General features: G+C 68.6%; 25 protein-coding genes and 1 pseudogene. 13 read left to right on the forward strand and 13 right to left on the reverse strand.

Translation table 11 applies throughout. The features are described from left to right. Positions 1 to 15: 15 nt before the first annotated feature. Together ACQPYM_RS25380 and ACQPYM_RS25385 are read right to left on the reverse strand one after the other, a co-directional pair. Positions 16 to 870, reverse strand: a complete 855-nt coding sequence (locus tag ACQPYM_RS25380) for an AAC(3) family N-acetyltransferase (protein WP_433004644.1) — start codon at positions 868 to 870, stop codon at positions 16 to 18. 73 nt (positions 871 to 943) lie between these two features. After that, positions 944 to 1,288 (reverse strand): DUF664 domain-containing protein, encoded by a 345-nt coding sequence (locus tag ACQPYM_RS25385; protein WP_433004647.1) that lies wholly within the window; start codon positions 1,286 to 1,288, stop codon positions 944 to 946. Positions 1,289 to 1,730: 442 nt separating this feature from the next. Between ACQPYM_RS25385 and ACQPYM_RS25390 the strand changes: the two genes are divergently transcribed. Next, complete coding sequence (locus ACQPYM_RS25390) at positions 1,731 to 2,375, forward strand: alpha-ketoglutarate-dependent dioxygenase AlkB (RefSeq protein WP_433004649.1); 645 nt, start codon at positions 1,731 to 1,733, stop codon at positions 2,373 to 2,375. A gap of 15 nt (positions 2,376 to 2,390) precedes the next feature. On the opposite strand, the gene ACQPYM_RS25395 is transcribed toward ACQPYM_RS25390, so the two are convergent. Continuing rightward, positions 2,391 to 2,840 carry a hypothetical protein gene (locus ACQPYM_RS25395; RefSeq protein ID WP_433004652.1) on the reverse strand — a complete coding sequence of 150 codons (450 nt, stop codon included), beginning with the start codon at positions 2,838 to 2,840 and terminating at the stop codon, positions 2,391 to 2,393. Positions 2,841 to 2,981: 141 nt separating this feature from the next. On the opposite strand from ACQPYM_RS25395, the gene ACQPYM_RS25400 reads away from it, so the two are divergent. From ACQPYM_RS25400 to ACQPYM_RS25410, 3 genes are all read left to right on the forward strand, one after another. Beyond that, positions 2,982 to 4,256 carry an MFS transporter gene (locus tag ACQPYM_RS25400; protein WP_433004655.1) on the forward strand — a complete coding sequence of 425 codons (1,275 nt, stop codon included), beginning with the start codon at positions 2,982 to 2,984 and terminating at the stop codon, positions 4,254 to 4,256. After that, the gene (locus ACQPYM_RS25405) at positions 4,256 to 4,894 is read left to right on the forward strand and encodes a pyridoxamine 5'-phosphate oxidase family protein (protein ID WP_433004658.1); all 639 of its coding nucleotides are present in this window, start codon (positions 4,256 to 4,258) and stop codon (positions 4,892 to 4,894) included. Before ACQPYM_RS25400 ends, ACQPYM_RS25405 begins: the two co-directional genes overlap by 1 nt. Before the next feature lie 81 nt (positions 4,895 to 4,975). Beyond that, positions 4,976 to 6,103: a sensor histidine kinase gene (locus ACQPYM_RS25410; protein WP_433004661.1), complete on the forward strand. Its 1,128-nt coding sequence runs from the start codon at positions 4,976 to 4,978 to the stop codon at positions 6,101 to 6,103. Between the two features lie 5 nt (positions 6,104 to 6,108). On the opposite strand, the gene ACQPYM_RS25415 is transcribed toward ACQPYM_RS25410, so the two are convergent. Further along, complete coding sequence (locus ACQPYM_RS25415) at positions 6,109 to 7,320, reverse strand: alpha-hydroxy acid oxidase (protein ID WP_433004664.1); 1,212 nt, start codon at positions 7,318 to 7,320, stop codon at positions 6,109 to 6,111. 78 nt (positions 7,321 to 7,398) lie between these two features. Here ACQPYM_RS25415 and ACQPYM_RS25420 point away from each other — a divergent pair, with 78 nt between their 5' ends. Further along, the gene (locus ACQPYM_RS25420) at positions 7,399 to 8,091 is read left to right on the forward strand and encodes a FadR/GntR family transcriptional regulator (RefSeq protein ID WP_433004667.1); all 693 of its coding nucleotides are present in this window, start codon (positions 7,399 to 7,401) and stop codon (positions 8,089 to 8,091) included. Between the two features lie 6 nt (positions 8,092 to 8,097). Here ACQPYM_RS25420 and ACQPYM_RS25425 read toward each other — a convergent pair whose 3' ends face one another. Continuing rightward, on the reverse strand, positions 8,098 to 8,538 hold the full coding sequence (locus ACQPYM_RS25425; RefSeq protein ID WP_433004670.1) for a DUF6069 family protein: 441 nt from the start codon (positions 8,536 to 8,538) through the stop codon (positions 8,098 to 8,100). Positions 8,539 to 8,748: 210 nt separating this feature from the next. On the opposite strand from ACQPYM_RS25425, the gene ACQPYM_RS25430 reads away from it, so the two are divergent. The 5 genes from ACQPYM_RS25430 (at position 8,749) to ACQPYM_RS25450 (ending at position 12,991) form a co-directional block, all read left to right on the forward strand. Further along, a complete protein-coding gene (locus ACQPYM_RS25430) occupies positions 8,749 to 9,819 on the forward strand; it encodes a sensor histidine kinase (protein WP_433004673.1) in 1,071 nt (356 codons plus the stop codon). Further along, positions 9,816 to 10,463 carry a response regulator gene (locus tag ACQPYM_RS25435; RefSeq protein ID WP_433004676.1) on the forward strand — a complete coding sequence of 216 codons (648 nt, stop codon included), beginning with the start codon at positions 9,816 to 9,818 and terminating at the stop codon, positions 10,461 to 10,463. Before ACQPYM_RS25430 ends, ACQPYM_RS25435 begins: the two co-directional genes overlap by 4 nt. 25 nt (positions 10,464 to 10,488) lie before the next feature. After that, positions 10,489 to 11,154, forward strand: a complete 666-nt coding sequence (locus ACQPYM_RS25440; protein ID WP_433004679.1) for a response regulator — start codon at positions 10,489 to 10,491, stop codon at positions 11,152 to 11,154. A 75-nt stretch (positions 11,155 to 11,229) separates the two neighbouring features. After that, positions 11,230 to 12,156, forward strand: coding sequence for an ABC transporter ATP-binding protein (locus ACQPYM_RS25445; RefSeq protein ID WP_433004682.1), 927 nt, complete (start codon positions 11,230 to 11,232; stop codon positions 12,154 to 12,156). Further along, positions 12,146 to 12,991, forward strand: coding sequence for an ABC transporter permease (locus ACQPYM_RS25450; protein WP_433004685.1), 846 nt, complete (start codon positions 12,146 to 12,148; stop codon positions 12,989 to 12,991). The genes ACQPYM_RS25445 and ACQPYM_RS25450 overlap by 11 nt, the downstream gene beginning before the upstream one ends. On the opposite strand, the gene ACQPYM_RS25455 is transcribed toward ACQPYM_RS25450, so the two are convergent. Genes ACQPYM_RS25455 through ACQPYM_RS25470 form a run of 4 tightly spaced genes read right to left on the reverse strand, consistent with a single transcriptional unit; the run spans position 12,984 to position 18,383 of the window. Further along, entirely contained in the window at positions 12,984 to 14,264 is a 1,281-nt protein-coding gene (locus ACQPYM_RS25455; protein WP_433004688.1) for a glycoside hydrolase family 125 protein, read from the reverse strand. The genes ACQPYM_RS25450 and ACQPYM_RS25455 overlap by 8 nt on opposite strands. Positions 14,265 to 14,271: 7 nt before the next feature. Then, entirely contained in the window at positions 14,272 to 15,573 is a 1,302-nt protein-coding gene (locus ACQPYM_RS25460) for an ROK family transcriptional regulator (protein WP_433004691.1), read from the reverse strand. Between the two features lie 13 nt (positions 15,574 to 15,586). Continuing rightward, a complete protein-coding gene (locus tag ACQPYM_RS25465; RefSeq protein ID WP_433004694.1) occupies positions 15,587 to 17,167 on the reverse strand; it encodes a hypothetical protein in 1,581 nt (526 codons plus the stop codon). Between the two features lie 19 nt (positions 17,168 to 17,186). Further along, positions 17,187 to 18,383, reverse strand: coding sequence for a cysteine desulfurase-like protein (locus tag ACQPYM_RS25470; protein ID WP_433004697.1), 1,197 nt, complete (start codon positions 18,381 to 18,383; stop codon positions 17,187 to 17,189). Between the two features lie 307 nt (positions 18,384 to 18,690). Between ACQPYM_RS25470 and ACQPYM_RS25475 the strand changes: the two are divergent. Then, positions 18,691 to 19,518 (forward strand): annotated as a pseudogene (locus ACQPYM_RS25475) (DMT family transporter); the annotation flags it as partial. 51 nt (positions 19,519 to 19,569) lie between these two features. On the opposite strand, the gene ACQPYM_RS25480 reads toward ACQPYM_RS25475, so the two are convergent. Genes ACQPYM_RS25480 through def form a run of 4 tightly spaced genes read right to left on the reverse strand, consistent with a single transcriptional unit; the run spans position 19,570 to position 23,475 of the window. Further along, positions 19,570 to 20,568 (reverse strand): DMT family transporter, encoded by a 999-nt coding sequence (locus ACQPYM_RS25480; RefSeq protein ID WP_433004700.1) that lies wholly within the window; start codon positions 20,566 to 20,568, stop codon positions 19,570 to 19,572. Positions 20,569 to 20,615: 47 nt separating this feature from the next. Then, positions 20,616 to 22,001, reverse strand: a complete 1,386-nt coding sequence (locus tag ACQPYM_RS25485) for an RsmB/NOP family class I SAM-dependent RNA methyltransferase (protein ID WP_433004703.1) — start codon at positions 21,999 to 22,001, stop codon at positions 20,616 to 20,618. Continuing rightward, positions 21,998 to 22,930, reverse strand: a complete 933-nt coding sequence (gene fmt / locus ACQPYM_RS25490; RefSeq protein WP_433004706.1) for a methionyl-tRNA formyltransferase — start codon at positions 22,928 to 22,930, stop codon at positions 21,998 to 22,000. The genes ACQPYM_RS25485 and fmt overlap by 4 nt, the downstream gene beginning before the upstream one ends. After that, positions 22,927 to 23,475 (reverse strand): peptide deformylase, encoded by a 549-nt coding sequence (gene def, locus ACQPYM_RS25495; RefSeq protein ID WP_433004709.1) that lies wholly within the window; start codon positions 23,473 to 23,475, stop codon positions 22,927 to 22,929. Before def ends, fmt begins: the two co-directional genes overlap by 4 nt. A 184-nt stretch (positions 23,476 to 23,659) precedes the next feature. Between def and ACQPYM_RS25500 the strand changes: the two genes are divergently transcribed. Together ACQPYM_RS25500 and ACQPYM_RS25505 are read left to right on the forward strand one after the other, a co-directional pair. Continuing rightward, positions 23,660 to 24,955, forward strand: coding sequence for a C39 family peptidase (locus tag ACQPYM_RS25500; protein WP_433004711.1), 1,296 nt, complete (start codon positions 23,660 to 23,662; stop codon positions 24,953 to 24,955). Positions 24,956 to 24,959: 4 nt separating this feature from the next. Further along, a complete protein-coding gene (locus ACQPYM_RS25505; RefSeq protein WP_433004714.1) occupies positions 24,960 to 26,165 on the forward strand; it encodes a hypothetical protein in 1,206 nt (401 codons plus the stop codon). Positions 26,166 to 26,173 lie beyond the last annotated feature (8 nt).

A 26,173-nucleotide genomic window follows, 5' to 3' on the forward strand; every position in this document is an offset into this window, starting at 1 on the left:
TGCTCCACCAACCGGTCACCCGGCAGCCAGACTCATCGCCGCCAACCTCTGCTCGTACGCCGCGGCGCAACGGCAGTCCGGATCGTCGTCGCAGAGCAGTGCACGTGGATCCTGGCTTATCAGGTCTCGCGCAGCAGCGACGACGGACCGAACCGGAATCGCCCGAGCCCGGCAGTCCCCGATGAGTGTCTCGCGCGTAGCGGATCGCAGCACAGGCTCAATGGCATCAAACCGATGGCTCTCACCAGGAATGCCAGGCAACTCCAGCCAGGCACCGTCGTCTGCTTTGGCATACCGATAGAACGACGACCGACCAAGTTGCTGCTCAGCCAGGTGGATCGCCGTGTTCGACGTGTGATCGACGCCCAGCAACAAAACCGTCCCGTCCATCTCCGCAAGCTCCCTGATCGGCCCAAGCGGCAAGCCCAGCCGCTGCGCACCAATCAGCCGCTCGGCTTCCGCTCCCGCCGCAACGTAAGAGAAAAGCGGATGCCCACTCCGAAGATGCGACTGCGTCAGCCTGAACGTCTCGGGAATGACACCGAGCTCACGATCGACAGGCAGATCCGTACTGAACCCCTGAGCCCTAGCCAGTCCCTCATCGAACTCAGCCCAAGTGCCGCACGGCTCAAACGCATTCATTGGCCGCTGCAGTCCGGGAGGCGGACTAATCCCGGTCAGATCCCCTGCAGCCGCAGGCATCAACACCGTCCCACAAACCTCAACCAACGCCTGACAAACCGCCTCGGCCCCACCATCCACCCGCCCAAACGACCGCAACGACGAATGCACAACAACCGCGCTACCCTCCCCCAGCCCCAACCCCCGAAGCCCACCAACAACATCAGCCACCCGCACCAAACCCGTCATCCAAAGATCCTCCCGCACCCACCCCCAACCCAGCCCCCCAATTTCCACCCCGCCCACCACGAGCGCGCTCAACTCAGTGGCTGGTGGTGCCGTCGGCGAGTTCGCGGAGGGCGTCGAGGTGGCCTAGGTGGCGGGCTGTCTCTTCGAGGAGGTGGCCGAGGATCCAGCGCAGGGATACAAGTTCGAGTCCTTCGGGTGCCCATGCCTCGAGCTCATCGAGGTGATGGGCCGCGACGATCTCGCGGGATCTGGCGCATTGAGTGTCGTAGTCGTCCAGCAGTTGGCTGAGCGGCGTACTGGGTGGGCATGACAACTCGAAGGGATCCTTAGCCGTCAACCCCCGGAGGCCGAGGAAGCTGACCTCGAACCAGGACTGCTCGACCCAGGCCAGATGCGCAACCAGCGTCGCCACAGTCATCCGCGGCGACGACGGCAACGGAGCCAACCGCGCTGTTCCTCCGACAACCCATCACACTTCAACCGCACCGTCGCACGCTGAAAATCCAACCAACCGGTAAGCATCGCCCGCTCATCCGCCCCGCCACCCGGTCGCCGCCGCATCATCCGCCGACCCTAATCGACTGATCCACCACCGAACGCCACGCGCGCTGTGGGTGCCCGCGCGACGGCGGAGCGGTAGTCGCAGAGGGTGGGCGGGAGCGTCCAGAGCAGGAGCGACGAAGGAGCGAGTGCGGCGGACGAGCGAGTGCGGCGGGCGCGTGGGGATCCGCACGTCGGCAACCGGGTACCGGCCGATGATCTGGTGGCTGGCACGGCGGAGGCGGATCGCTCGGTGGATGCCGGATGCCGTGTGGCGAACCTAGGGGAACATCTGTTCGAGTTTCGGGTATGGTGGGGTTATGGGTGCTGATCTTCAGGCCTCCTTGCTGGATGCGTTCGAGGATCCTGCGTTGGGTTCGCTGGACGGGATTCAGCGCACGGAGCTGAGCCAGGGTGCGTGGATCGATGTTCTGCCGCGGTGGCTGACCGGGGCGGATCAGGTGTACGAGCGGCTGGCTGCCGATGTGCCGTGGCACGAGGAGCGGCGGCAGATGTACGACCGGATGGTCGACGTCCCGAGGCTGCTGTGTTTCTACGGTGAGAACCAAGATCTTCCCCTGCCGATTCTCGACGAGGCCCGGGAGCTGCTGAGCGAGCATTACGCGGACGAGTTGGGTGAACCGTTCCGGACAGCCGGCTTGTGCTTCTACCGGAACGGGCGCGACAGCGTCGCCTGGCACGGCGACAGGATCGGCCGTGGCAGCCGTGAGGACACGATGGTGGCGATCCTTTCCGTGGGTGAACCACGCGTCCTCGCCCTGCGACCGAAGCCCGGCGGGGCCAGCGGTCCGGTGAGCTCGACCCTTCGCTATCCGCTCGGCCACGGCGATCTGATCGTCATGGGCGGCAGTTGCCAGCGCACCTGGGAGCACGCCATCCCCAAGTCGGCCGGCCACATCGGCCCGCGCATCAGCATCCAGTTCCGTCCTCGCGGCGTCCGCTGACAGCGCCCCGGACAGTCAACCCACAGCGGCCACCGGGTCGGTGTGAGGCGCCGGCAGTGGTGCGCGTTGGAGGCGGCCTGGGGTCGCCAGATAGAAGGCGAGCAGGCGAATCGATGCCGCTCGACAGGTTTGCAGGGCCGCCTGGGTCCAGTCGTGGTCCGAGGCTGGGTCCGGTCTGGGACGGCCGAGGGCGAGCAGCAGGGCGCCGCCGGGGCGGAGCTGTAGCGCGGGGATCAGCGGTGCCAACGCTTTGGCGCAGGACTTGGGTGAGGTGAGTGGGCCCTCCTCTGGAAGGTCTAGATGGATGGCGGCCAGGAAGCGGGTGTCGGCGTCGCACAGCAGCGCCGACAGCACGCCTCGGCGGCGGTCGCCCTGTGAGACGTACAGGTCGACCACGTTGGCGGCCAGGTCGGGATCGGTCAGGGGCAACGTGAGCCAGTTCGCCGGCAGATCAGTGAAGGTCATACCTAGAACATGCCGTCGTCTCCCCCTCGGATCCGCGGTTATCCACAACCCAAATTGGCCCATAAGATCCGACAGGAAGTGGATCTGAGACATGGGCCGATAGCGGCTTAGGTTCGTAGTACCGAGCCTAGGGAGAAGCTGATGAGTGCAACCGTTCGCCGTTTCGGAACTGGGTCGTTGTTGCCGCCCGCCGGGGTTGCCCGCCATCTGGCCTTTGCGCAACTGGCCAACTCGGTCGGCGATGGCGCGTTCATCGTCACCTCCGCGCTCTTCTTCACCCGGGTCGTCGGGCTGTCCACCGCGCAGGTCGGGCTCGGGCTGACGATCGCCTGGCTGGTCGGGTTCCTGACCGGGGTCCCGCTCGGCAATCTCGCCGACCGCAAAGGCGCTCGCGGCGTCGCCATCCTGTTGGCGCTGTCCACCGCGGTCTCGGTCGGCTCGTTCCTCTTCGTCCGCAGCTTCCCGCTTTTCCTGATCGCGGCCATTGCCTACGCCACCAGCCAGACCGGGCTGACCGCAGCCAGGCAAGCTCTGCTGGCGGGCCTCGTCCAGCCGGCCGAGCGAACCCGCATCCGCGCCTTCCTGCAGGCGACGGTCAACGCAGGCCTCGCGGTCGGCGCCGCACTCGGTGGTGTCGCGCTGCGGTTCGACACGGCACCGGCGTACCTGACTGTGTTCGCCGTCGACGCCGCCAGCTTCCTGGTCGCCGCCGCGCTCATCCACCGGGTGCCCGCGGTGAAGGCAGTGAAGCTCCGGGTCGCGGGCGAGCCTCGCCTGGCGGTGCTGCACGATCGCCCCTACGCCCTGCTGGCTCTCCTGAACGCAGTGATGCTGATGTTCATGCCACTGCTGAGTCTCGTCGTACCGCTGTGGATCGTCGAGCGCACCAACGCACCCGGCTGGGTCGTTGCCTCGCTGCTGATCATCAACACGCTCGGCGTCATGCTCTTCCAGGTACGGATCGCCCGGAGCGTCACCGGCCTACGTACTGCGACCCGCTCGATCCGGTTCGCCGGAGTCGCAATGCTGGCCGCCTGTGGGGTCTTCGCCCTGTCAGCCATCGGGATGGCTCCTGCCGTCGCGGCCGGAGTACTGGCTGCTGCTGCCGCTCTGCTGACGTTCGGCGAGATGAAGCTGGCCTCTGGAGCTTGGGAGATCAGCTTCGGGTTGGCGCCTGCCGACAAGCAGGGGCAGTACCAGGGGTTCTTCGGTACCGGCCCTGCAGTGGCTCGCATGCTCGGCCCAGCGCTCCTCACGACACTGGTCCTGGGATGGGGTGCGGTGGGCTGGATGGTGGTCGGTGCACTGTTCCTGGGGACCAGTGCGGCAACTGGTCCCGCCGTACGATGGGCGGCACGGACACGGTCCGCCAGCCAGGTGACCGAACCGTCGCTCAATGAGGAGTGCGCCGCCTGATGGACATCCCCGGACTGGTCGAGATCACCTCGTACGACGAGCTGCGCGCGGTGGTCCCGCCCCCGCTGCAGACCACTGCCGACAAGGTGCGCAAGGAGCTCCATGAGCTCGACAAGCAGTGGCTGGCCGAGTCGCCGTTCTGCTTGGTCGCCACGTCAGCCGCCGACGGCAGCTGCGACGTCTCACCCAAGGGCGATCCGGCCGGGTTCACCAAGGTTCTCGACGACTGCACGATCGCGATCCCGGAGCGGACCGGCAACCGCCGCGTCGACGGCTTCCTCAACATCCTCAGCAACCCGCACGTCGGGCTCATCTTCTTCATCCCCGGCCGCGGCGAGACCCTGCGGATCAACGGCCGCGCCCGGATCGTGAAGGATGCACCCTTCTTCGACGACATGGTTGTCAAGGGCCACCGTCCGCAACTGGTGCTGCTGGTCGAGATCGACGAGATCTTCCACCACTGCTCGAAGGCGTTCCTTCGCTCGAAGGTCTGGAAGCCCGAGACCTGGAACCCGGACGCGGTACCGAGCCGGGCCGAGATCGCGAAGGCGCTCGACCGCAAGGACGCCGAGTTGGCCGAGCTGCGGGAGTACTACGGGGCGCAGTACGAAAAGGGCATCTACAACGGTAGGTACTGAGCGCCGTACCGCAGGCGAAGCAGTGCGACGTACTCCGTGGCGACGATGACACCGGGCGACCCAGACCTCTACGGTTCGAGTGTGAGCACCGCTGAGCCGACGGTCGGCGCCCGCGTGAGACGGGTGGCGCTGCCTGCCGTCCTCATGCTGGTGACCATCGGCGGCTCGTTCGCCGCGTCCCGCAACGCGCACGACCGGAGACCGGCCGACTGGATCATGGTGGTGCTCCTCGTGATCGGCGCGGGGTCGCTCTACTGGCTCAGGAGCCGGCCGGTGGCGGTGCTGTGGGTGACGGTCGTCTCGACTCTCGTCTACATGCTCCGGGAGTACCCGTACGGCCCGGTGATCTTCAGCTTCGTCATCGCTGTCTTCACCGTGATCAGGTCCGGTCACCGGCTGGCCGGGTGGCTCGGCATCGTCGCCCTGTACGCCGGACATGTGCTCGGGCGGCTGGTACTCAACATCAACCAGCAAGGCGTCTACCAGGTGCTCCTGGTCGGCACGTGTTTCGTAGTACTGGGGTTCTTGGCGGAGCTGTTCCGTGGGCATCGGGAGCGGGTGGCGGCGGCCAACAAGACCAAGCGCGAGGCAGAGCTTCGCCGGGCCGGGGAGGAGCGGCTGCGGATCGCGCAGGAGCTCCATGACGTTGTGGCGCACCACATCTCGCTGATCAACGTGCAGGCGTCTACTGCTCTGCACCTGGTCGACAGGCAGCCGGAGCAGGCCGCGCCGGCGTTGGCGGCGATCAAGGACGCCAGCAAGGAAGCACTTGTCGAGCTGCGCTCGATTGTCGGCGTACTACGTCAGTCGGACGAGGCGGCGCCACGCCAGCCGGTCGCCGGGTTGGACGGACTCGACCAGCTGATCAACCGGACGTCGATGGCCGGGTTGGAGGTGCACGCGATCATCCGCGGCGAGCCGCGCCCGTTGCCGACCGGGCTGGATCGCGCGGCGTTCCGGATCATCCAGGAGTCGCTCACCAACGTCGTCCGGCACGCGAAGGCCAAGGCGGCGACTGTGCGCATCCAGTACGGCGAGGAGTCGCTGGTGGTGCAGGTGGACGACGACGGGACGGCACTCACCGGTCCACCCAAGGACGGCAACGGCATCGTAGGCATGCGAGAACGAGCCACCGCCCTGGGCGGCACCCTAACCACCACCCGAACCCCCACCGGCAGCCTCAGAATCACCGCAACCCTTCCCCTCTGAAACTGTTACGGGAGGCGGACGTGGGTGGGGTTTAGGTCTGTGGTGGTGGCTACTCCTAGGAGGGCCATGGTTCGGTGGATTTCTGTGGTCAGGATTTCGGCGGCTCGGGCTACTCCGCGTTGGCCGCCGGCCATGAGGCCGTAGAGGTAGGCGCGGCCTACTAGGCAGGCGTCTGCGCCTAGGGCTAGGGCAGCGACTATGTCGGCGCCGGTCATGATGCCGGTGTCCAGGTAGATTTCGGCGTCGGTGCCGATGGCTTTGCGGACGTCGGGGAGGATGCGGAGGGGCGTGGGGGCTCGGTCCAGTTGGCGGCCGCCGTGGTTGGACAGGACGATGGCGTCGGCGCCGGCGTCGACTACGCGGCGGGCGTCCTCGACTGTTTGGATGCCCTTGATGATCAGTGGGCCGTCCCAGATCGAGCGCAGCCAGTTGAGGTCGTCGATGGTCATCGTGGGGTCGAACAGCTGGTTCAGCAGGTCGGCGACCGTGCCGTCCCAGCTGGAGAGTGACGCGAACGCCAGCGGGCGGGTGGTGAGCAGGTTGGCCCACCAAGCCGGGTGTAGCGACGCGTCCAGAACCGTCTTGGCCGTCAGGGACGGCGGGATGGTGAAGCCGTTGCGTACGTCGCGCAGGCGGGCACCCGCGACCGGTACGTCGACCGTCAGCATCAACGCCTCGTACCCCGCTGCGGCCGACCGCTTGACCAGGTCCTCCCCCGCCGCGCGGTCCTTCCACACGTAGAGCTGGAACCACTTGCGCGCGTCCGGCCCGGCCTTGGCGACGTCCTCGATCGAGGTGGTTCCCATCGTCGACAGCGCATACGGAATGCCGAGCTCCTGCGCGACCTTCACCACCGCGCTCTCGCCCTCATGGTTCATCATCCGGGTGAAGCCCGTCGGCGCGAACGCGAACGGCAGCTCCGAGCGCCGGCCGAGGATCGTCGTCCCGAGGTCGATCTCGGACACGTTGCGCAGGATGGACGGCTGCAGCTCCATCTCGGCGAACAGCCGGCGCGCGCGGCCCAGGCTGATCTCCGCCTCGGCGGCGCCGTCGGTGTAGTCGAAGACCGAGCGCGGCGTACGGCGTTTGGCGACCGCGCGCAGGTCCGCGATCGTGAGCGCCTTCGCCAGCCGGCGGTCGGTCGCGTTCAGCGTGACCGGCTTGGGACGCAGCAGCGGCTTGAGCTCGGACCAGCGGGGCATCTGGCGATCGGTCATCGGACTTCCCTCGGGCAGGACGGTGTGGTCGGACCACAGCATAGTCTGTGGTCCGACCACACGGCTACACTCGCGTCTGTGAAGAACTACGAGCTGGTCCTGAACCGGGTCGAGGCCGATCTCGCGGCGGGCCGGCTCCGGCTGGGTGGCCGGCTGCCGGGCGAGCGCTCCCTGGCCGAGCAGCTCGGGATCAGCAGACCGTCGGTGCGGGAGGCGGTCCGGGTGCTCGAGGCGATGGGCATCGTCCGTACTGCGACTGGCTCCGGCCCCGAAGCGGGTGCAGTGATCGTTGCGGAGCCGGCGGCGCCGCTGACCGCGTTGCTGCGCCTGCACCTCGCCACCAACCACCTGCCGATGGGGGACATCGTCCAGACCAGGGTTCTGCTGGAGTCCTGGACGGCCCGCGAAGCCGCCCAGAACAAGGCCGGCGATGAGCAACTCAAGACGGCCGAGGAGTTGCTGGACCGGATGGATGCTCCAGGGCTGGCGCCGGAGGAGTTCCACCTACTGGATGCGGAGTTCCACGTCGCGCTGTCGGCGCTCGCGGGCAATGTGCTGATCGCGGCGGTGATGTCGTCGTTGCGCACCGCGATTCACGGGTACGTGCTGGCCGCAGTACCGAACCTGGCCGACTGGGACGCCACCGCGGGCGGGCTGCGCACCGAGCACCGGGCGATCGTGGCGGCCATCCGGGCCGGCCAGGGCGACCAGGCCGCGGCCCTCATCACTGCTCACATCGAAGGCTTCTACCGGGCCGCCCAAATGCGGTAGGGCCCCTCAAGGCTTGCAGCGCTCGGCTGTGGAGAGGGCAGTGCGACGCAGGCCGAGGATCACCACCGCACCCACGACAAGGTGCAGTGAAGCCAGGCCGAGCTTGGCGCCGGTACCGATGCCACCCACGAGCGGGCTGCCCAAGGAGAGCACGCAGGCGATCACCGCGACGATGGTCCACACCTTGCGAGCAGCGATCGTCTTGCGTTCGAGGATGGCGAGCAGAGCCCAGCCTGCGAAGGCCATCGCGACGGCCGCGAACAGAACGGCCACCAAGCCGACCTGGATCGTCGTCGAGCGCTGCTCTGCTTGGAGTTCGATTCCGAAGGCCTTGGCCAGCACAGCCCACCAGGCGATGGCGGCGAGGGCGGTGACGCCGACCACTGCCAATCGGCTGCGGCCGGCGACACGGACGGGATTGGTGGTGGTGCTCGAGGTAGTGGTCATGAAGGAAGACTCGGCGAGAGGGCTGTCCACCGGCATCGGCTGAGCGGCTCAACCACCCTGACCGCAAGTCGGCGCGGTACCGACTTTGGTCGGTGGTGGGGAGCGGTCGAGCAGCCTAGTCTCGGCGGAATGGAGCGGAGCTGCAGCGGACCGCGCCGGAGCCGCCGAGCCGACATCCTCGCCGTCTGCGCGGTGGGAACCCTGTCGGCCATGACCATCTTCGGCCGGCAGTCGAACGGTCTGCAGACCGGCTGGCTGACCCTCGACATCGTGGTCGGGATCGTTGCCTGCGGCCTCATCCTCGTGCTCCCCCGGCACCCGATCGCCGGCGCGCTGACGCTGGCCGCCCTCGCAGCGCTCTCCCCCGGCGCGACCCCGCCCTCGACCGTCGGCACACTGACGGTCGCCCAGCGCCGTCCGCTCAAAACCGCCGCACTCGTCGCCGCGGCGGGAGTCGCCGGACATCTCCTCCAGTACCTGTGGCGCCCGATCGAAGGCCACGACCTCATCTGGTACGCCGTCCTGGACGTCGCCGTGCACGCTGCCCTGCTCGGCTGGGGCCAGTGGACTCAGGCCCGCCGTGCACTCCTCGACTCGCTGCGAGAACGCGCTGTCCGGGCCGAGAAGGAGCAAGGCCGCCGGGTCGCCGAAGCACGCACGCTGGAGCGGACCCGGATGGCGCGCGAGATGCACGACGTACTGGCTCATCGGTTGTCGTTGCTCGCGACGTACGCCGGTGCACTGGAGTACCGGCCGGACTCGCCGCCGGAGAAACTCGCGCAGGCGGCGGGCGTGATCCGGGCCGGCGTCCATCAGGCGCTCGACGAGTTGCGCGAGGTGATCAGCGTCCTGCGCGACAGCGAGATCGACGAACTCCCCGGCGGACGGCCCCAACCGACCTTCGCCGATCTGGCCGCACTCGTGGCCGAATCACGGGACGCCGGCACCGAGATCCGGTACGACGAATCCGTCCACTCCGCCGAATTGTTGCCACCGGCAACCGGGCGGACGGCGTACCGGGTGGTCCAGGAAGGCCTCACGAATGCGCGCAAGCACGCGGCCGGGCAGCCCGTCACGCTGGTCGTCGACGGGCGACCGGGTGAGTCCCTGCGGATCGAGGTGACCAACCCGAGCGGGAACGGCGTACCGCTGACGCCAGGGAGCGGGACCGGACTCGTCGGGCTGACCGAGCGGGTGCACCTGGCCGGCGGCACGCTGGACCACGGACAGGCGGCTGATGGGCGGTTCCGTCTGCAGGCCTCGCTACCCTGGCCGCCATGACGATCCGGGTCTTGGTCGTGGACGACGATGCCTTGGTGCGGGCCAGTCTGGAGATGATGCTGGACGGCGCGAACGGTATCGCGGTGGTCGCCCAGGCCGCCGACGGTGACGAGGTGCCGGCGGCGATCGACGCGCACTTCCCCGACCTGGTGCTGATGGATCTGCGGATGCCGCGGGTTGACGGGATCGTCGCGACCCGGCGCCTCAGGGCCCGGAAGAATCCGCCGGAGGTCGTGGTGCTGACCACGTTCGACACCGACGAGAACGTGCTGCACGCCTTGCGGGCCGGAGCGAGCGGGTTCCTGCTGAAGGACACCCCACCGGCGCAGATCGTCGAGGCGGTACGCCGGGTCGCGGCGGGTGACCCGATCCTGTCGCCCGCGATCACCCGGCGGCTGATGGACCAGGCGGCGACCCAGGCCGACGCCCACACGCGAGCCCGGGACGCCCTCACCCGGCTGTCGCCGCGGGAGTACGACGTGGTGCTCGCGGTCGCGCAGGGCAAGGCGAACGCGGACATCGCGGCCGAGCTGCACATGAGCGTGGCGACGGTGAAAGCGCACATCTCGCACATCCTCGGCAAACTCGGCCTCGGCAACCGCACCCAGATCGCCCTCCTCGCCCACGACGCCGGCCTCGCCTGACCGTCCCTACCGATAGCGTGGGCGCATGATTCGGGTCTTGATCGCAGACGACCAGGCGCTGGTGCGTGCCGGATTCCGTTCGCTGCTGAACGCCGAGGACGACATCACGGTGATCGGCGAGGTCGCCGACGGTGCCGCCGCGCTGGAGCTGGCACGGGCGGAGAAGCCGGACGTCGTACTGATGGACATCCGGATGCCCGGCATGGACGGGCTCGAGGCGACCAAGTTGATCGGCGCCGACGAAACGCTCTGTGACGTGCACGTGGTGATCCTGACGACCTTCGATCTCGACGAGTACGTGTTCGAGGCGCTCCGGGTCGGCGCGAGCGGGTTCCTGGTCAAAGACACCGAGCCGGTCGAACTCCTGCAGGCCGTCCGCGTCGTGGCGCGCGGTGACGCGCTGCTGTCCCCTGGCGTCACCCGCCGCCTGGTCGCCGAGTTCGCCACCCGGAGCCGCCAGCCGCACGCGAGCAAGGAACTCGATGTCCTGACCGACCGCGAGCGGGAGATCGTCGCGCTCGTCGGCGAAGGGCTGTCCAACGACGAGATCGCCGAACGTCTCGTGCTGAGCCCGGCCACCGCCAAGACCCACGTCAGCCGCGCCATGATCAAGCTGGGCGTCCGCGACCGCGCCCAACTCGTCGTCGTCGCCTACCAGACCGGCCTCGTCCGCCCCGGCTGGCTCGGCTGATACTCCCGGCGCGGTAGACAGAGTCACTCCCCGCGGGCGACGCGGTGGACGGGTGCGAACCGGCACTGTCGAGGCATGAACGCAACCACTGCCCCGCTGGTCGAGGTCTCGGGCCTGACCAAACGCTACGGCGACACCCTGGCTGTCGACGGTGTCGATCTGACCGTGCTGCCCGGTGAGGTCTACGGCTTCCTCGGACCGAACGGCGCCGGCAAGACCACCACCCTGCGCATCCTCACCGGCCTGATCGCGCCGACCAGCGGCTCGGTCCGGGTCCTCGGTGGCGCCCCGGGCCAGGCCAAGGTGCTGGCCCGCACCGGCTCGATGATCGAGTCGCCCGCCTTCTACCCGTACCTGTCCGGTCTCGACAACCTCCGCCTGCTGGCCGAGTACGCCGAAGTGCCGCGCACCCGGGTCCACGAAGTACTCGCGCTGGTGGATCTCGCCGATCGCGCCAAGGACCGCTTCTCGACGTACTCGCTGGGCATGAAGCAACGGCTCGGTGTCGCCGCGGCCCTGCTCAAGGATCCCGAACTGGTCATCCTCGACGAGCCCACCAACGGACTCGATCCGGCGGGGATGCGGGACATGCGGCGGCTCATCCGCGAGCTCGGCGCCGACGGCCGGACCGTGTTGCTGTCCAGCCATCTGCTCGGTGAGGTGCAGCAGATCTGCGACCGCGTCGGCATCATCAGCCAGGGCCGGATGGTCGCCGAGCACACCGTCGACGAACTGCGGACCGAGCAGGAGCTGGTGGTCCGCGCGACCCCACGGGACCGCGCCCACTCGTTGCTGATCGGCTTCCTCGGCGCCGCCGCCGTTCACCTGTACGACGACACGCTGCGGGTGAAGGTCGCCCCCGACCGGGCCGCCGAGGTGAACCGCGTCCTGGTCGAGGCGGGCATCGCGGTCTCCGAGCTGCACAGCACCGAACGCGCCCTCGAGGACGTGTTCTTCGAACTCACGACCGAGACTGGCAAGGAGAAGGCCAATGCTGGGTAGCTACCGCGCCGAGCTGCTCAAGCTCCGCAAACGATCCGCCGTCTGGGTGCTGTTCGGGGCCGGCCTGGTGCTGAGCCTGATCTTCGGCTACCTGTTGCCCTACATCGGCTATGTGACCGGCGACGACAATCCGCAGACCAACGGCATTCCCCGCTCCGAGGTACTGCGCGGCGTCCTGCCGGAACGCGTGCTGGACAACACGATCGGTGGCTTCCCGGTGTTCGCCGGAGCGCTCGCGCTGGTGCTCGGCGCGATCGTGGTCGGCGGCGAGTACACCTGGGGAACACTGAAGACGATCCTCACCCAGCGTCCCGGCCGGGGCACGATGCTGGCCGGCCAGTTGCTGGGACTGCTCACGATGCTGGCCGTCTGGGTGCTCGGCATCTTCGCCGCCTGTGCCTTGTGCAGCATCGCGATCGCCGCGGGCGAAGGTGCGCCGATGGACTGGCCGCGCCCGATCGCCGTGCTGGAAGCACTGGCCGGCGGCTGGTTCGTCCTCACCCTGTGGTGTCTGGCCGGCGCGGCCCTGGCCGTTGCCTTCCGCAACGTTGCGCTCCCGATCGGGTTGGGCGTGGTCTGGATCCTCGGGATCGAGGCGCTGCTGGCCGGTGTGGTCAGCAGCTTGCTCCCCGATCTCGAGTTCCTGTCCGACGCGATGCCGGGTGCCAACGCGGGCGCACTGGTGTTCAGCGTGACCGGGATGAACCCGGCCGACGCGCCACCCGGCGTACGGGATGCCGTGTCGGGGGATCGCGCGCTCCTGACGATGCTCGGCTACGCCGTCGCCTTCGTCGTACTGGCTGTCGTCACCACCCGGCGGCGCGACGTCAGCTGAGGGTGCGGCCGGCGTGGCTGAGGCAGAGCTCGCAGAACATGGCGTTGGCCCAGGAGAACCACTCGCGGGTGAACACCGTCGGGTCGTCGACGTGGAACGACTCGTGCATCTGCCCGGTACCGCCGGTGGTGTCGCGCAGCAGTTCGAGGAGCTGCTGCCGCTCCTGCGCCGACGTACTGGTGAGGCCCTGGACCGCCAGTGCGATCGGCCAGATGTGGTCCGGCGGGGTGTGCGGGCTGCCGATCCCGGCTCCGTGCGTACCGCTGTAGTAGTAGGGGTTCTCGGGGCTGAGCAGCAGCGAGCGGGTCGCCCGGTACGTCGGGTCGTCGGGTGCGGCGAAGCCGCTCATCGGCAGGGACAGCAGACTCGGCATGTTCGCGTCGTCGAGGAGCAACTGCTCGCCCAAGCCATCCACCTCGTAGGCGTAGACCCGGCCGAACGTCGGGTGGTCGACGGTCCCGTACTCCGCGATGCCCTCGTCGATGCGGGCCTTCAGCTCCTTGGCGCGGTCACCCAGCGCGGTGTCGCCGAGCACCTCGGTCGCGATCACCTGCAGGTAACCGAGCACCACCGAGGCGAACATGTTGCCGGGCACGTTGAAGCCCAGCTCGGTGGCGTCGTCGCTCGGCCGGAAAGCGCTCCAGGACATGCCCGTCGGCCGGGTCAGCCGGCCCCGGCCTTCGCGGACGAGGGTGTCACTCTCCCGATCGTCGTGCCGCTGGAACCGGTACTGCGAATTCGTCTCGTGATCCTGCTCGATCGTCCACAGCTCCAGGATCGCCTCGGCCGCGACCCGGAACCGGTCGTCGATCACGTCCGTGCGACCGGTGATCCGCCACAGTCGGTAGGCCAGCTCGATCGGGTAGCAGAGCGAATCGATCTCGTACTTGCGCTCCCACACCCACGGCGACATCTCGGTCTCGTCGCCGGTGTGGCCGGCGCCGTTCGGCTCGCGGTTGAAGGCGTTGGCGTACGGGTCGATCGCGATGTACTCGAGCTGGCGGTGCAGGACGCCGATCAGCGTGTCCTGTAGTGCCGGGTCGTCGGCGCACAGCACCAGATAGGGCCGCAACTGGGCAGCGGAGTCACGCAGCCACATCGCCGGGATGTCACCGGTCAGCACGAACGTCGTACCGTCCGGCAGCCGTTCCGCGACGGCGGGCAGGTTCTCCGCCATCGACCGGTGGAACATGTCCGCGATCACCTGGTCACCGGTCGCCCGGCGTACCTCCTCGGTGGCGCGGGCAAGAACCTGGGGATCGATACCGGTCATGGAGACATCACCTTTCAGTGGACCCGACGACGGCAGGTGGAGCGCTCTCTGCGGGTCCGAGCAAGAGCACTGAGGGGTTGGGAGAGAAGGTGTGGTCCAGCACCAGGCTGGCCGCACCGACCGCGCCGACGTCTGCGCCGAGCGCAGTACCGGTGACGGCCAAGGGGTGGACCGAGCGGACCAGGAAGCGCTCGACCAGCGCTGCCCGGACCGCGTCGTCGAAGAACGGAGCGAGCTGGTCCCAGTGCGGGCCGCCGAAGACGACGCGCTCGAGGTCGAGCAGGTTCGCGATGTCCTCGACCACCTTGACGATCCGTTCCACCAGCGAGACGACCAGTTCGCGCGCCACGCCCGGCCCGGCGGCAGCCTGGTCGCACAGCTCGGCGAACCCGAGATCGACGGCGTGCCGGTCGTCAAGATCGATGCCCTTGGCAAGTACTCCGGCCTGGACGGCCTGCTGGACCAGATAGCGCGGCTGGCTCGTCTCGCCGACGCAGCCGCGGCGTCCGCAGTAGCAGACCGGACCGTCGGGGTCGACGATCACGTGGCCGATCTCGCCGACGTTGCTGCTCGAACCGCGGACCACCTCGTCGCCGATCACCAGGCCGGCCCCGACGCCGGTACCGAGGTAGAAGAAGACGAAGCTGCCGCGGCCGTTCGGCCCGCCGGCCCACTTCTCGGCCGAGGCCGCGGCGGTGACGTCCTTGTCCAGCAGGACCGGGAGGCCGGTGCGGGCCCGCAGGGCATCGCGAAGTGGGACCAGGTGCCAGGCGGCAAGGTTCGGCGGGTCGACGACGACACCACGCTCGACGTCGATCGGTCCAGGCGCGGCGATGCCTACGCCGACCACGCGTTCCCGTGGCGCGCCGGCTTCGGCGATGACGCGTTCGACCGTGGCGGCGATGCCCGCGATCAGCACGTCCGGATCGTCCGACGCGGGCGTCTCGGCGCGGTCCCGGACCACGACCTGTCCGGTCAGGTCGAGTACGACCGTCGTGACCACCGCCGGGTCGAGGTGCACGCCGACGGCGTACTGGCCGGTGGGTTCCAGCTCGAGCAGGGTGCGGGGTTTGCCGAGACCGGCGCCCTTTTGGCGGCCGGCTTCGCGGACGAGGCCGGCGTCGAGCAGCCGGCGGGTGATGTTGGAGATGGCCTGGCCGGACAGTCCGGTGGCGGCCGCGATCTCGACCCGGCTCAGGCGTTGTTCGGCGCGCCGGATCGCGTCCAGCACGACCGTGTCGTTGAAGCCGCCCACACGATCCAGATTCGTACCCCGGCGTACCACTGCCGGCGGCCCGTCGCTGCTCACCACTCCCCCATCTTCAGCCAGCTGCGGGGTCCGCGCCCCACGGCTGCGACCACGTGTAGTCCACCGTGCTGGTGCCGGCGCGCCACCTGGCGGGCGTCGTGTTCACCAGCCAGTCGAGCGGCTCGATCCCACCGTCCGCGGCGTCGCCACCACTGAGCGCCAACCGTATACCGTGGCCAAGATCGCGATTCGTCCGCGCCGTCCGTGCGGCGGGGTCGACGGAGACGAACAGCGCGCTGTCGGATCTGGCGATCAGGTCGAGGAACTGCCGGTTCAGCTCCCACGGCGTCTGCGGCGTACAGGGCACGCAGTCGGCGTCGAGGGTGAAGAACCGGTGCTGCTGCGGCAGGCGGAAGGCGAGCGAGTTGACGCCCATCTTGCGGGTCCGCTCCCAGTCGCGACCGGAGGTGTCGTCGCCTGTGCGCTGGACGTCGACCAGGCCGGCGGCGAGGTGGCCGACTGTGTTGCAGCCGATCAGTACGAGGTCGTCGGCGGCCGCGCGGATTTCGCGGTACAGGTCGAGGATGATCTCGGCGGTAGTGCGGGTGGGATCGTGGAACTGCCAGCCGTCGTCGGTCAGGCGGGCGCCCATCGCCGGGCCGAAGCGGCCGAAGAGGTCGTAGGTGCTGAAGTCGTGCTTGACCAGCTCGAATCCCCAGTCCTTGAAGCGGTGCAGGTCCGCCCGGATCAGGTCGAGGACTTCCGGGTACGTCGGGTCGAGGGCGCGGCCGGTTCCGTCGTACTGGCCGGGGCGGGCCCAGGGGCCGGGTTCGCGGGAGAGGAGCGGGCGGAACCAGAGGCCTGGGCGGGCGCCGATGTCTTTGATGGCTGCGGCGGTATGAGCCAGGTCGTCGAAGAGGCCTGGGATGCCGCTGTCCCATGGGCCGCCGGAGCCGTTGCCGCCGGGGTTCCAGCCGTCGTCGACGACACTGAACGGCTTCACCGGATGGCCGTCGGCGAGCTCGACGATGGTCGCGGCGTCTTGGAGCACTGCTTTCTCGTCGAAGCCTTCGCCGTAGGCGTAGTACCAGTTGTTGGCGCCGACTACTGGGCCGATGTCCTTGAGGGTGAGCTGTGAGCTCATTGCCTCGATGGCGGAGTGCAGGGTGAGCCAGGGCGTGCCGGCGTCCTCGAACTGCCGTACTACGGCGGCTGTCAGTTCGCGGCCGTTGAGGTCGGTCGGGCCACCGCCGTTGCGGAGGTCGAGCCAGAGGGTGAAGCCGGTTTGGTCGACGGTCCAGGAGCAGAAAGCGCCGGGGTGGACGTCGACGCCGGCGCCGAAGGTTGCGCCGGTCTTCTCGTCGTGGCCGAGCCAGTACCACGGGAGGAGGCGGTCGGGTTGGAGGTGACGCCACTGGAGATCACCGTAGGACCGCTCCCAGGCGTCGCCGAGAACCAGCGCATCGGCAGGAACGGGCTCGTCCCATCGCAGAGCTACCCGCGAGACCTCGCCAGACGCAGTAATCAGAACCTCACTGCTGCGAGTCCACTGGATCTCCATGCCGGGGGCGGTCCAGTGCGTGGCTGTTCCGTGGGCGGGACGGAGTGGGTCTGTGGGGTTGAGTTGGAAGAAGACCTGAGTGGGTGCTCTCACGGAGGGGAGTTTAGCGGACTTACCCCATGGAATTGATTAATAGGTCCAGTGCGGTGACCAGGCGGTCGATATCGGACTGATTCGTGTACGGCGCCATGCCCGCGCGGACCGCGCCGGCGTCGCCCAGGCCGAGATGCCGGGACGCCTCGAGTGCGTAGAAGCAACCCGCCGGAGCGTTGACACCCGACTCGGCCAGCTTGGCGGCGACGGCCTTCGAGTCCCAGCCGTCGACGGAGAACAACACCGTCGACGTACGCCGCCTCGCGTGACCGTAGAGCGTGACTCCCCCGATCTCGCCCAGCCTCGTCTCCAGCTCCGACCTCAACCCGTCCTCGTAGTCCTCCAGCAACGCCAGAGAGCTCAGCAGCCGCTCCCTGCGACTGTCGCCCGCTCCCCCGAGCCCGGCCAGGAAGTCGACCGCGGCCGTCGTGCCGGCGAGCAACTCGTACGGCAGCGTTCCGAACTCGAACCGCTCCGGCACCGCATCACTTGCCGGAAGCAACTTGTCCGGCCGCAGTCCCTCGAGCCGCTCCGGAGAGGCGGAAAGCACACCGCAGTGCGGTCCGAAGAACTTGTACGGCGAGCAGACGTAGAAGTCCGCGAAGCGCGCGTCCACCGGCGAGTGCGGCGTCAGGTGCACACCGTCGACGTAGACCAAAGCGCTCGCCTCGTGGACGAGCTTCGCGATGGCTTCGACATCCGGCTTGGTACCCAGCAGGTTGGATGCCGCGGTCACGGCGACCAGGCGGGTTCGCGACGAGAGCAGTGGGGCGATGTCGTCGAGCTCGGACGTGTCCGGGTCGAACTCCAGCCAGCGAACCGTCGCGCCGACTGCCTCGGCCGCCTGCACCCAGGGCCGGATGTTGGCGTCGTGGTCGAGCCGGGTGACGATCACCTCATCGCCGGGTCCCCAGTCCTTGGCGAGCGTGCGGGCGAAGTCGTACGTCAGCTGGGTCATGCTCCGGCCGAAGACGATGCCCCGCGGGTCGGTGCCCAGCAGGTCGGCCATCGCCTGGCGAGCGTCGAGCACGATGCCGTCCGCGCGTCGCTCGGCGGCCGTCACCTGCCCGCGGTTGGCGAGTGCCGACACCATCGTCGTAGCGACCGCATCGGCCACCACCTGCGGCGTCTGCGAACCACCCGGCCCGTCGAAATGCGCCGCTCCCTCACTCAACGCAGGGAACTGCTTGCGAACTGCTTCCACGTCAAAACCCATGCCGCCATCCTGCCCCGCCCACCCCAATATCAGTCAGCGCATTTACCGCCTCGCGCTGTGTCTCGACCCGCAGATTGCGCCGGGTCGCTTGCAGCGTTGCCCGTACTTCGCCGACCGTCCGCCGCGAGACCACGGGCGCCGCGCAGGCCCCACCGGCGACCGAATTGCGGTTGCACCAGGCAACAGCACGCACTGCTGCCCAATTGCGGGCAGAAAGAGGAAATTGTCGGCGGCATGCTGCAGGATGTCAGGAGTGAGAACCCTTGCGACTCCTGACAGGCCGCCGGTGCGTGCCTGGCTTCCGGTGATGCTGTCCCTCGGCGCGATCTGGGGCTGCAGCTTCCTGTTCATCTCGATCGGCGTGCGCGAGCTGCACCCGGCGTACCTGGCGCTCGGCCGGGTGATCGCGGGCACGCTCGTCCTGCTCGCCGTCCTGCTGGTCAAGCGTGAGTCGCTACCGAGGTCGCCCCGGATCTGGGCCTTCAGCTTCGTTGCCGGCGCGATCGGCTCGGCCGTGCCCTGGACCTTGTTCGGGTACGGCGAACAGCGCATCCCCTCGTTGCTGGCCGGCATCTGGAACGGGATCACCCCGCTGGTCGTGCTGCCCATCGCCGTGCTGGCGTTCCGGACCGAGAAGTTCACCCTGCAACGCGTGCTCGGCCTGCTGATCGGCTTCCTCGGCATGATGGTCGTGCTCGGCGCCTGGCAGTTGCACGGCGGTTCCGACCTGGTCGGCCAGCTGTTCTGCATGGCGGCCGCGGTGTCGTACGGCATCGCCATCCCGTTCCAGAAGAAGTTCCTGGCCGGCAGCAAGCTGTCCGGGACCTCGTTGTCGGCGGCCTTGTTGCTCTGCTCAACCGTTCAGCTCGCGATCTTCGCCCCGATCGTGTCCGGGCAGACACCGCCGGCGCCGTGGTCGCTCTCGCTCGAGGCGATCGGCAGCGTCATCGCCCTCGGCGCGCTGGGCAGTGGGATCGCCTTCGTGCTGAACCTGCGGATGATCCGGCTGGTCGGCGCGAGCATGAGCTCGATGGTCACCTACATCATGCCGATCTTCGCGATCCTGGCCGGCGTCATCGTCCTGCAGGAGCGGCTGACCTGGTACCAGCCGGTCGGCGCGGTGATCGTGCTGCTCGGGGTCGCGGTGTCCCAGGGAGTCCTCAGGACGCTCCGCCCGGCGGCACCGCTAGCCGCGGGACCTGCGGAGGTTGGGGATCGAGGCGACCACGACGGCCACCAGGGTGAGCAGCGTGCCCGCGACGACCGGGAACGTGACGGGCTGGTCGGAGGCCGGCACGAACAGATCGAGAAACAGGCTGGCGATCAACTGGCCGGCGATGGTGCCAAGGCCTAGCAGGAAGACCCCGACCACCCGGACGACGGCGGCGGCCGCGCTGATGAACACGACGCCGCACAGGCCGCCCAGGTAGAGCCACGGTTCGGACGGCAAGCTGTTGGGAGCGCCACGCACGATCAGATCGACCCCGAAGACGACCAGCAGCGCGACGAAGCCGACCAGGAAGTTGATGACGCCGGCAGCGATGGCTCCCGACGCGTCCAGCGCCGCAGTACGGGCGACTCGGCCGTTGACGGCCTGTTGCACCGCAGTGAAGACACCTCCGAGTGCTGGGAGAATTGCGAGCAGCAGGCCGGACGGGTGGTCTAAACGATCTGACACAGCCAGTACAACGGCCACTATGGCCACCACCGCGCCCACGATCCGCAGCGGCGTGTAGGGCTGAGGTCCGGCCGGTCCGAATCCCACCCGGTCCACCACCAAGCTGCTGACCGCCTGCCCGGCCACCACCGCGACGATGAACACGGCAACACCGATCACTGACACCGTGACCGACTGGACAGCGACCAGGAACGCGCCGGCCAGGCCGCCGATGCACTGCCACCACCTGAGCAGTCCATTCCCGTCCGACGGTGTCTTGATCGTCCGCCAGACCCTGCCGACCGACCGACGGATCGGCGGGATCACCGCACAGCCGATCAGCAACACCACCAGCCCGCTGCCGAACGAGATGAGGGCGGCCGCGACGCCGTCGTCCAACTCACGGCCGAGCTGCCCGTTCAGCCGGGACTGGATCGCGAACAGCATGCCGATGCCGAAGGCGGCGGTGAGCCCGATGAGGTGGTGCTGCTGCGCGCTCCGGGCAGGACGAATTTCCGTGGTCGTCACGCCCCTATCATGACCGTTCGGCTTCACACACCGGACAGGTGGTCCACCTAGTGGCGTCTGATCAGAGCCAGGTACATCGCGTCCGTGCCATGCACATGCGGCCACAGCTGGACGTCCGGCCCTTCACCCAGCGACGGTACGCCGGGCAGGAGCTCGCGGGCATCCTCCAGCACCGCATCCGAGCGCTGAGCCAGTACTGCGTCCACCACCGCGCGAGTCTCCATCGGATGCGGAGTACACGTCACGTAGGCCACCACACCGCCCTTGCGGACAGAGGTGATCGCTGAGTCGAGCAGACGCTCCTGCAGTGGCCGCAACTCGGCCACGTCCTCCGCAGTACGACGCCAGCGCGCCTCCGGGCGTCGCCGCAACGCTCCCAGACCGCTGCAGGGCACATCTGCCAGCACCCGGTCGTAGGATCCCTCCGGCCACGTCGGCTTGGTGCCGTCGCCGACCAGCACGCGGTGATCTCCCGGTACTGCGCGCAGGTTCGCCCGGACCAGCTCGGCCCGGTGCGGCAGCGGTTCTACCGCTGTCAGCAATGCATCCCGCTGACTACCGATCGCTGCGAGCAACGCGGACTTGCCGCCGGGCCCTGCACACAGGTCGAGCCACTGCGCGTCTGGACCTTCCAGCGGCGCGTTAGCGAGCGCAGTGGCGACCAGCTGCGACCCCTCGTCCTGTACTCCGGCACGCCCGGACGAGACGGCCGAGATGCGACCAGGGTCGCCACCACCCTGCAGCACAGCCGCGTACGGCGAGTAGCGCGCCCTGGTGGCTCCCGCCTCGACCAGGTCGTCCACCTCGGCCAGGCCGGGCCGTGCCACCAGGGTGACTCGCGGCGGCTCGTTGTCGGCGTCCAGGAGGTCGTCGAGCTCATAGCCGTCGGTGTGGAGCGCGTCCGCGAACGCCTCGACGATCCAGCGGGGATGAGCCTTCGCGATCGAGAGGAAGCCGAAGAGGTCGTCGTCGGAGTGCGGCGCGATTGCCGCGATCCACTGGTCGAGGGTGCGCTGGCTGACCTTGCGCAGTACGGCGTTGACCAGGCCGCTGCGGCTCTGGCCGACCTCGGCGCGGGTCAGGGTGACCATCTCGTTGACGGCGGCGTAGGAGTCGACGCGCATCCGGAGCAGCTGGTGCGCCCCGAGGCGGAGCAGGTCGAGCAGCTCCGGGTCCAGCTCGGCCAGTGGGCGGGACACGCTGCCGGCGAGAATCGCGTCGTACGTGCCCTGCCAGCGCAGCGTGCCGTGCACGAGCTCCGTGCAGAACGCGGCATCGCGACCGCTCAACCGCTGGTCACGCAGCGCCTTGTTGAGCGCCAGGTTGGCGTAGCCGTCCTGCGACGAGACCTGCCGGATCACCTGGTAGGCGACCTGGCGAACCTTGTCGGGACGCCGCTGCGGCGCCCGGTTCCGCGGCGTACGGTCGCTCACTCTGCCGGGCCGAGCTGGTCGTCGGATGTGATCCGGACGCCGCGGGCCCAGTCGGCGGCGGCCATCGGCTTCTTGCCCTGCGGCTGGACGGTGACGAGCTTCAGCGTCTTGCTGCCGGTACCGACCTCGACGCTCGACTTGGTGGTGCGCAGTTCGCCGGGCTTCAGGTCCTCTTCCTCGGTCAGCTCGACGGCGAGCACCTTCAGCCGCTCGCCGCGAAACGTCGTCCAGGCGCCGGGGGCCGGGTTGCAGCCACGAACCAGCCGGTCGACGCGCTGCGCCGGAGCAGTGAGGTCAAGCTCGGCATCCTCGACGTTGATCTTCGGAGCGAGCGTGACCCCGTCAGCCGGCTGCTCACGAGCTTCGAGTACGCCGGCCTCGATGCCGTCGAGCGTGTCGACGAGCAGCTTGGCGCCGGACTCGGACAGCCTGGTGAGCAGGTCACCAGCCGTGTCCTTCGGGCCGATCCGCTCCGTCAGTACGCCGTACACGGGACCCGCGTCGAGTGCCTTGACGATGCGGAACGTGCTGGCACCGGTCACGTCGTCACCGGAGATGATCGAGTGCTGCACCGGCGCGGCACCACGCCAAGCGGGCAGTACGGAGAAGTGCAGGTTGATCCAGCCGTGCGGCGGGATGTCCAGCGCGGCCTGCGGCAGGAGCCCGCCGTACGCGACGACGGGACAGCAGTCCGGCGCGATCTCGGTCAGTCGCGCGAGGAACTCGGGATCGCTCGGCTTCACCGGTTTGAGCACCTCGACACCGAGCTCCTCGGCGTACTGCGCGACCGGCGAGGCGACCAGTTTGCGGCCGCGGCCCGCCGGTGCGTCCGGACGGGTGACGACGGCAACCAACTCATGGCCGCTGGCAACGATCGCGCGGAGCGCGGTGACGGCTACCTCGGGGGTGCCGGCGAAAACGACTCTCACAGTCCGAATCCGTTCATCGGGTGCGGTGAGACCTTGACCTGCGGCGGTCCGGACAGCCCGGACCACTCGGCTTCGCGGATCGCCTTCATCGCGGCCTTGCGGGTCACGGTGTCCAGCCGGTCGACGAACAGCACGCCGTCCAGGTGGTCGGTCTCGTGCTGGATGCAGCGGGCGAGCAGGTCCGAACCCTCGATCACCACCGGGTCGCCGTACATGTTGAAGCCCTTGGCGATCACGTTCAGCGCACGCCGGCAGTCGAAGGTCAGGCCGGGGATCGACAGGCAGCCCTCGGGGCCGAACTGTTCCTCCGGCGACAGCTCCAGCTCGGGGTTGACCAGGTGGCCGAGCTCGCCCTCGACGAAGTACGTGAAGACGCGCAGGCCGACTCCGATCTGCGGCGCGGCCAGACCCGAACCGGGCGCGGCCTGCATGGTGTCGGTGAGGTCCGCCACCAGCCGCCGCAACTCGGCGTCGAAGTCGACGACGGGGTCGGCCTTGGTGATCAGGACAGGGTCGCCGAACAGGCGGATGGGTTGGACCGACACGCAAACTCCACAGCACTCACCGAAGGGGGACCTGGCAAGTCTAGTGGTCGGGGCTTGCCCGGCTCGCAGGCCGCCTGGGATAGCGCACAGCAACGGCCCCACTCCACATTGTTGCCACAAGCACGTACTGTGGTCTCAGGCGTACCAACAGTCACTACCGTCACACGCCCAACGGGAGACCACAATGCCCACAGCGACACGGGGGGCAGCCGGCCTGATCCTGCTCGGTGCCCTGCTCGCCCAGGCCCCACTGGCCGCGGCCCGCGTACCTCAGGAGCCCTCGGGACCGGCCGGGTTACCGCCCACCGCCCCGGCCGCCTCAGCCGATCCGGACCCCACGATCGCGCCGGTGGCCAAGTCATGGTCCGAGCTGGCGCAGCAAGTGATCCGGACGGCGCCGCACGCGTCGATGCTGCGGGCAACCACTCTCGCGGACCAGAGCAAGCAGGTGATGCGGTGCTTCAAGCTCGAGACGGAGAACTACTGCCTCGGGCTGGGCTTCGTCGACGAGCTGCCCAGCGGTGCGGAACTCGGTGAGCTGACGTCCAAGCCCGAGACCGGCGCCACGGCTGATGCCGACGGTGGGGACGCGGACGCCGAGCAGGACAGTGCGACCGGGGCGCTGACGCCGGCCGGGTTCGTCACCGAGCGGTCTTCGCTGCCGGACGGCCGGCGGCTCAACGCGGAGCTCAACGAGATGCAGGCGGCCTGGGAAGGTCGCGACAAGGCCCGCGCGCTGCGCGAACTCGAAGTACCCGCTGGCCCTTCGGAGCAGGCGACGCCGGAGCAGTCGTCGGCAACGCCCGCTCCGACCGCCGCGCCACCCACGCCGACGCCGACGCCGACCGTGACGCCGAGTACGCCGGAGAGGAGCACGCCTGCCTCGCCGGGTGTGCCGAAGCCGTCGGCCTCCGCGCCGGTGGTGAAGCTGCCGACCTCGTCGTACATCATGAAGGGCTTCCAGACCTCGCAGGAGAAGGGGTACTGGTGCGGTCCGGCGACGTTCCAGTCGATCGACTGGGCGGACGACAGGCAGAAGGACACCCAGGCGTCCTGGGCCAAGGACCTCGGCACGACATCGTCCGGCACGGCGATCACCGCGATGGTCAAGCAGACCAACCTGAAGACGAACTGGGATCTCGCCGCCGGCAGCTACATCGTCCAGAGCGTCGGCCACTGGAACACCCAGAAGTTCCTGGCCGTGCACCGCAGCCACCTCGGCGACGGCAAGCCGGCACCGATCATCGAGCACCCGCAGCTGCTGAAGCGGTACTTCCCGTACCTCGCGTTCAACCACAGCGGGCACTTCCAGGTCGGCCGTGGGTACGACATGCAGAAGGGCACGATCGCCATCTTCGAGGTGTTCAACGAGCGGCGCTTCAACAGCCGCGGCAACGTCACCCACGGGCCGAAGAACATCCCGGCCTCGGCGTTGTTCAACGCCACCCTGGCCAACTCGTTCAAGAACATCGGTTTGTAGGCGAATGCGTTCACAGCTTCTGGTTCCGGTGGCAGCCGTCGCCGGCTTCGCCTTGCTCGCCAGCGCCTGCTCGTCCGGCGACTCCCCGGAGAGCGCGCCGCCTCGGAGTACAGCGTCCGGTACTCCGAGCCCGGGCAGCCCGACTCCGTCTACCTCGGCCACACCGTCCACGCCGGACGGTACGCCGACGTCGCCGAGCCCGAGGGTGCCGCCCGCCCCCGCTGGTCCGCCGACCTGGACCAAGATCCTGCAGCAACCGGTCGACGGGCAGCACGTCGTGACTCAGCAGCGGAAGTACCTCGTCACTCGCAGCAGCGACGAGGCGGGCACCACGACGGTGACGGATCGGTCGAGCAAGCGGGTCGTCGTGAAGCACGTCCCGCCGGCCGGGTTCATCGCGCAGTCGCCGGTGGTGATCGACGACCGCTGGGCGCTGATCGAAGACATCCGCGACAGCGGGCCGAGTCCGGAGATCCGCGCGTACCGATATGACCTGACCACCGGCAAGGCCGTCGACCTGGCGACTCAGCGAACGCTCCCCCGGATCTCCGAGCCGGAGATCGGGGCGGCCGGCGGGACGTTCGCCTACAGCAGTATCGATGCCAAGCGGCGGTCATGCCTGGTGATCGCCGAACTGGCGACGCTGAAGTCGCGCACGGTCAGCTGCGTGGCCGATCCGGGGTACGTCGCGGATCCGGTCGTCTCGGGCGACTCGGTGACCTTCAGCGAGATCACCGCGCCGGAGACCTCGCGCCGGTGCAAGCGGCTGCTGACTGTCGGGCTGGACGGTGGCGCGGTCCGGCCGGTCGCGGCGACCAAGAACTGTCTCCAGTGGAGTGGCGCATCGTTGCGTGGGGCAACCGTCTGGTCGGAGGTCGGGCCGACGGATCCCGACCAGTACCAAAGCAATGCCTACGTCCGCGAAACGGCCGGCGGCCCGGCGCGCTCACTCGGCCCGATCGTCACCGACACGATCGTGCCGTGCGGCAACTGGATCCACTGGGAGGTGCGGTTGGTGACCGAGGGCGTGGAACGCTTCCAGCTCCACCGCTGGCAACCTGGCATCGCCCGCCCACAACGCATCTACGCCACTCCCCCGGACGCCGCCCTCACCCCACCCACCTGCCAGGACGGCACCCTCATCGTCGAAGTAGCCCACCTCGGGGCGAGCCGCAAATACACCGAAGCCCTCGCCGTCACCACCAACTGACGCCGTTG

It is taken from the genome of Kribbella sp. CA-294648, from assembly GCF_050943845.1.
GTDB lineage: Bacteria > Actinomycetota > Actinomycetes > Propionibacteriales > Kribbellaceae > Kribbella.

Coding starts and splice junctions, on each gene's coding strand:
- ACQPYM_RS25455 (WP_433004688.1), bottom strand. CDS start 14,264: ATGACCGGTATCGATCCCCAGGTTCTTGCCCGCGCCACCGAGGAGGTA.
- ACQPYM_RS25380 (WP_433004644.1), bottom strand. CDS start 870: ATGACGGGTTTGGTGCGGGTGGCTGATGTTGTTGGTGGGCTTCGGGGG.
- ACQPYM_RS25450 (WP_433004685.1), top strand. CDS start 12,146: ATGCTGGGTAGCTACCGCGCCGAGCTGCTCAAGCTCCGCAAACGATCC.
- ACQPYM_RS25435 (WP_433004676.1), top strand. CDS start 9,816: ATGACGATCCGGGTCTTGGTCGTGGACGACGATGCCTTGGTGCGGGCC.
- ACQPYM_RS25385 (WP_433004647.1), bottom strand. CDS start 1,288: ATGACTGTGGCGACGCTGGTTGCGCATCTGGCCTGGGTCGAGCAGTCC.
- ACQPYM_RS25500 (WP_433004711.1), top strand. CDS start 23,660: ATGCCCACAGCGACACGGGGGGCAGCCGGCCTGATCCTGCTCGGTGCC.
- ACQPYM_RS25395 (WP_433004652.1), bottom strand. CDS start 2,840: ATGACCTTCACTGATCTGCCGGCGAACTGGCTCACGTTGCCCCTGACC.
- ACQPYM_RS25400 (WP_433004655.1), top strand. CDS start 2,982: ATGAGTGCAACCGTTCGCCGTTTCGGAACTGGGTCGTTGTTGCCGCCC.
- ACQPYM_RS25505 (WP_433004714.1), top strand. CDS start 24,960: ATGCGTTCACAGCTTCTGGTTCCGGTGGCAGCCGTCGCCGGCTTCGCC.
- ACQPYM_RS25415 (WP_433004664.1), bottom strand. CDS start 7,320: ATGACCGATCGCCAGATGCCCCGCTGGTCCGAGCTCAAGCCGCTGCTG.
- ACQPYM_RS25405 (WP_433004658.1), top strand. CDS start 4,256: ATGGACATCCCCGGACTGGTCGAGATCACCTCGTACGACGAGCTGCGC.
- ACQPYM_RS25390 (WP_433004649.1), top strand. CDS start 1,731: ATGGGTGCTGATCTTCAGGCCTCCTTGCTGGATGCGTTCGAGGATCCT.
- ACQPYM_RS25470 (WP_433004697.1), bottom strand. CDS start 18,383: ATGGGTTTTGACGTGGAAGCAGTTCGCAAGCAGTTCCCTGCGTTGAGT.
- ACQPYM_RS25425 (WP_433004670.1), bottom strand. CDS start 8,538: ATGACCACTACCTCGAGCACCACCACCAATCCCGTCCGTGTCGCCGGC.
- ACQPYM_RS25445 (WP_433004682.1), top strand. CDS start 11,230: ATGAACGCAACCACTGCCCCGCTGGTCGAGGTCTCGGGCCTGACCAAA.
- ACQPYM_RS25440 (WP_433004679.1), top strand. CDS start 10,489: ATGATTCGGGTCTTGATCGCAGACGACCAGGCGCTGGTGCGTGCCGGA.
- ACQPYM_RS25430 (WP_433004673.1), top strand. CDS start 8,749: ATGACCATCTTCGGCCGGCAGTCGAACGGTCTGCAGACCGGCTGGCTG.